Raw genomic sequence first — 4,028 nt, forward strand, 5'->3', positions numbered from 1 at the left:
GTGAACCCGACGTTCTTGGTGAACGCATCGAGAGTCGGTTTCGATTCGGCCGGAACCTGTTCCGGCTTTAGAGCAGCAGATCTTGCCATTATAGTCTCCTTAAGTTGTTGGTTGAGTTGAGAATTATGCGAAGTCCAGGACATCGGCCACCGGCATGCGCGGCTTCTGCGGCCAGTTTCCGGCCCGCTCCGGTCCGACGGTCAGCAGCATCACCGGGATTTCGTCTTCAGCGAGGTTGAACACGCTGTGCACGGCTTCCGCGTTGAAACCGATCATCGGTGTCGAACCGAGGCCGAGAGAGCGAGCGGCATAGATGATCGCCGCCGTGCCAAAGGTCGCGGTGCGTACGGCTTCGTCGCGTTGCCGCTGGGGCTGATCGTCATACAGCCCGCGAGCGGGAGCTTCCCATTCCGGCACCATGTGCGCCGGCATGATGCCGGCCTCCACCACCGGGGCAAGGCGCTCGGGGATGGTGCTGGCATCGGCCAGCCGGCCGATGATAATGAAGGTGACGGCGGCATCGGTGATCGCGGGCTGATTCCAGGCGATCGGACGCAACCGAGCCTTTGCTTCTGGTGTACGGACGGCGATAAACCGCCAGTTCTGCAAGTGGAAGGATGTCGGCGCAGACGTGCCGATCCGCACGAGGTCGCGGATCTGATCGTCGCTCAGCGTGGCGTTGGGATCGTAGTACTTCGCAGCACTACGGCTCTGGATGGTTTCGATGACGGCGTTCGTTGGCAGCGGCCGCTCGGCGGCTGCGAGCGTGTGGATTCCAACGGGTTCGGCGACTGCCTTTTCGTTGGAGGCGATGCTGATGTAGTTCATTGGGTGGCTCCTCATCAAGTGATTACGGAGCCGAATTTACTGCCGTCAGTGAAAATATCGAGACTGAATTAGCTCAATATGATGCGCAAAAGGATCAACCTGATGCGCATGGCCCTCAGGCCGCCTGTCTACCCGTCATTGTGCGCCAGTCGGCGCCATTCCCCCGGCGTCATCCCCATCCTTTCGGCAAACACACGGCGGAATGCCGAAACAGATTGATACCCGACCGTCTCCGCCACAGCCTCGGTGCTGACTGCCGGCTTTCTCAACTCGTTGGCTGCCAGACTCATGCGGAGGTCGGTCAACAAGTCGAGGGCGGAGCAACCTAGCCTGTCTTGAAAGTGCCGCATGAACGTAGCACGCGACATGCCGCACAAGTCCGCCAGATCAGGCAGTTTCCAGGACCGCGTTGGATCGGCAAACATCGCCGCAATGGCTGGTGCCAATCGCGGATGGCCGGCGAGCGCCAGCAAGCCTTCGGGGGCTTTCTCGGATTCGCTCGCCGCACGCAGTACCAGTGTAAACAGGGCCGAAGAAAGCGCGTTGAGAACGGCGCGCCCTCCCGCTCGGTCGCCGGAAGACTCAATTCGCATCAACCGCACCAGACTGACCAGTTGGTTCGAAGCAGACTCGATGCCATCTTGTCGATGGTGCTCCATAGCCCGCGCCACCAGATTTGTTGGCAGGTAGTTACGGATCAGTCGATCATGGGGCGGCGCGATGAAAAATCGCCCACACAACAGATCCAGTTGCTCGCCCTGGCCATCGTTCTCGCTCAGCGTCCATCCGGCGGAGTTCCGGCTCTCTTGTGTTTGGATCGGCGTTTGTCCGCTACCGTCGTGCAGCACATGCGCGGCGCCATGAGGCAACAGCACGATATCTCCGCTCACCAGCTCCGTTGCTGTTCTCGTCTCGGGATCCTCCAAAATAGCCCGGCCCTTGACTATGACATGGTAGGGAATTTCGTTCGCCGCCGCTCGGTCCCAAGCCACACGCCATGGCGCACCGTACGAGCATCGGACCTCGAGCTGACCTGTAACGGTGATGATTTGCAAAAGATGGCTCAGCCAGTCGACTTCGGACATAGGACCTCGGGAACTTGAAACGCGCGGGCATCTTATCGTAGTTGCACACCGGTTGTAGACACCATATGGCCCTGCGCGCGAGCCGATCGGACACATAACGAGCCAACTCGTCCGGGGAGGTGGCCGGCCCCACTTCAAAATCCGGTCTTATCCGCCAGGGCTGCCCGACGGCAGCCGTCTATCGCAACCTTGCGAGGATCGCCGATGCGCCGCACGAATCCTGAGGACGAACCGCTCCTGCCTGTCAGGCAAATCGCTCTCGGTATTGGATGAAACCGGAGCGATCAGCAACGCGGTCATAAAGCTGCATGGCGTTGTGGTTGGATTCGTGAGTCAGCCAGTACACGCGGGATGCCCCACGACGTCTCGCATCCGCGTAGACATGTTCGATCAGCGCGCGGCCGATGCCGCTGCCACGGGCATCGTCTGCAACAAACAGGTCCTGAAGATAGCAGTAGTCTTCCGCTGTCCAGGTGGATCGATGGTAGATCCAATGCACCAGCCCCAATGCTTGTTCGCCGACCATGGCGAGCGCCGCATGCATCGGCTCAAGCGGGTCCAAGAAGCGTTCCCAAGTCTTGAGTGTCACGGACTCGGGGATATCCACTTCGTAAAAGCGCTGATAGCCTTTCCATAGCGGAAGCCAAACATCAAAATCGTTGCTATGAATGGGTTTGATCTCAACCGATTTCATGGAATGCTCCTCAACAATGGGTGGCAAGGATCTGTAAGCTGGCCTGTGTTCGTGCATTCACCATCATCCCAGGTGTTTAGTAGTCCCTGCAGTAGTATGGCCGCCTTCTTTCGTCCGTCAATTTCTCCGAGTTTCTTCTAAGCACATCTACCTTCGGCACCTGAAGAAAGCCGTCGAAGCCAACGATCTCGCGCACTTCGCAGTATCCGATCAGGATCGCCCTCAGCCGAGGAGCGAATTATCCGCGATGCCTTAGTCAGTGGCCAGCACTTAGCCCACCGTCGACGTGCATGATCTCTCCGGTGATGAATGGTGCCGAGTCGAGAAAGAGGATGGCGCTGGCGATATCGCCTGTTTCCCCCATGCGTCCGATAGGATGCAAAGCTCCAAGCGCTTCGAAAGTGTCAGGAGCATGCATCGGCGTCTTTATGATTCCGGGAGCGACGGCGTTCACGCGAATGCCCTTCTTCGCGTATTCGACCGCCAGTGACTTCGTGGCGGCATTGATGCCGCCCTTTGTCATAGCCGCTAAGACCGAGTAGACGCCGCTGATCGCCGCCGCGTCACCTATGCTGGCAGTCACGTTTACCACGTGGCCACTCGAATGCTTTTCCATTTCTGCGATGGCGCGTTGTGTGATGTGATAGAAGCCCGCCATGTTCACATTCATCATGGTGGCGTAATCTTCGGCGGTGTGCTCGGTGAAAGGCTTTCCGATGTAGATGCCGGCGTTGTTGACCAGCGTATCGATCCGGCCAAATCGTGCAATACCTTCGGAAATGGCACGTTGGGCGGTAACGGGATCGCCGATGTCGCCGGCGACGGTCAGGATGTTCTCGTCGTCCGACGGCTTGATCGACCGTGAGGTTGCGACAATGCGGTAATCGAGGGCTCGAAATGCCTCGACCACTTTGGCGCCGACGCCTTGTGAGGCACCCGTGACGACAACAACCTTCTGTGTCTTGTTCATGCTTTTACCCCAGAAAATAAAGTGTTCCTAACTTGTCAGTAGAAGCGAAAAGCCCGGACGTGTTTCCAGGACTCTTTCCTGGATACATCCGGGCTTTGGCGTTCCGCTCGCATCACATGAAACCTTCGGAGATCCTCGGAGATGGGCGATGCGAGCGGACAGAATTCAGATCGATCCAGCCGGCTTAACGGCAGGAAAGTCCTTGTCGGGATCGAACACGTTGTTGAAGAAGTTCGTCAGGGAGTACGTCGCCACCAGCGCGACGATCTCCATGATGTTCGCATCCGTGTAGCCGGCATCGCGAACCGCTTTCAGATCGGCGTCGCTGACCTGCCCTCGGGTCTCGATGACCTTGCGCGCAAACTGGACGGCGGCGTCCCGCTTGGGATCGTTGGCATGGCCTTTCCGGGCGAGGATGATTTCGTCGGCCGAAAGCTTGGCCATATGTTCG

5 protein-coding genes and 1 pseudogene are annotated in these 4,028 nt (G+C 58.4%); all 6 read right to left on the reverse strand.

Annotated elements, in window-relative coordinates; genetic code table 11:
- Nucleotides 1-89 (reverse strand): annotated as a pseudogene (locus PY649_RS34510) (carboxymuconolactone decarboxylase family protein); the annotation flags it as partial.
- Nucleotides 90-123: 34 nt separating this feature from the next.
- Nucleotides 124-828 carry a nitroreductase family protein gene (locus PY649_RS34515; RefSeq protein ID WP_285873534.1) on the reverse strand — a complete coding sequence of 235 codons (705 nt, stop codon included), beginning with the start codon at nucleotides 826-828 and terminating at the stop codon, nucleotides 124-126.
- 128 nt (nucleotides 829-956) lie between these two features.
- Nucleotides 957-1,913: an AraC family transcriptional regulator gene (locus PY649_RS34520; RefSeq protein WP_285873536.1), complete on the reverse strand. Its 957-nt coding sequence runs from the start codon at nucleotides 1,911-1,913 to the stop codon at nucleotides 957-959.
- A gap of 244 nt (nucleotides 1,914-2,157) precedes the next feature.
- A complete protein-coding gene (locus PY649_RS34525; protein WP_285873538.1) occupies nucleotides 2,158-2,607 on the reverse strand; it encodes a GNAT family N-acetyltransferase in 450 nt (149 codons plus the stop codon).
- A 256-nt stretch (nucleotides 2,608-2,863) separates the two neighbouring features.
- Nucleotides 2,864-3,577, reverse strand: coding sequence for an SDR family NAD(P)-dependent oxidoreductase (locus tag PY649_RS34530; protein WP_285873540.1), 714 nt, complete (start codon nucleotides 3,575-3,577; stop codon nucleotides 2,864-2,866).
- 165 nt (nucleotides 3,578-3,742) lie between these two features.
- Nucleotides 3,743-4,028 (reverse strand): carboxymuconolactone decarboxylase family protein (locus PY649_RS34535; RefSeq protein ID WP_432761450.1); only part of this gene is annotated, 286 nt, incomplete at its 5' end.

Origin of the sequence: Rhizobium mayense (assembly GCF_030272705.1) — a bacterium.
Taxonomy (GTDB): Bacteria; Pseudomonadota; Alphaproteobacteria; order Rhizobiales; family Rhizobiaceae; genus Rhizobium; species Rhizobium mayense.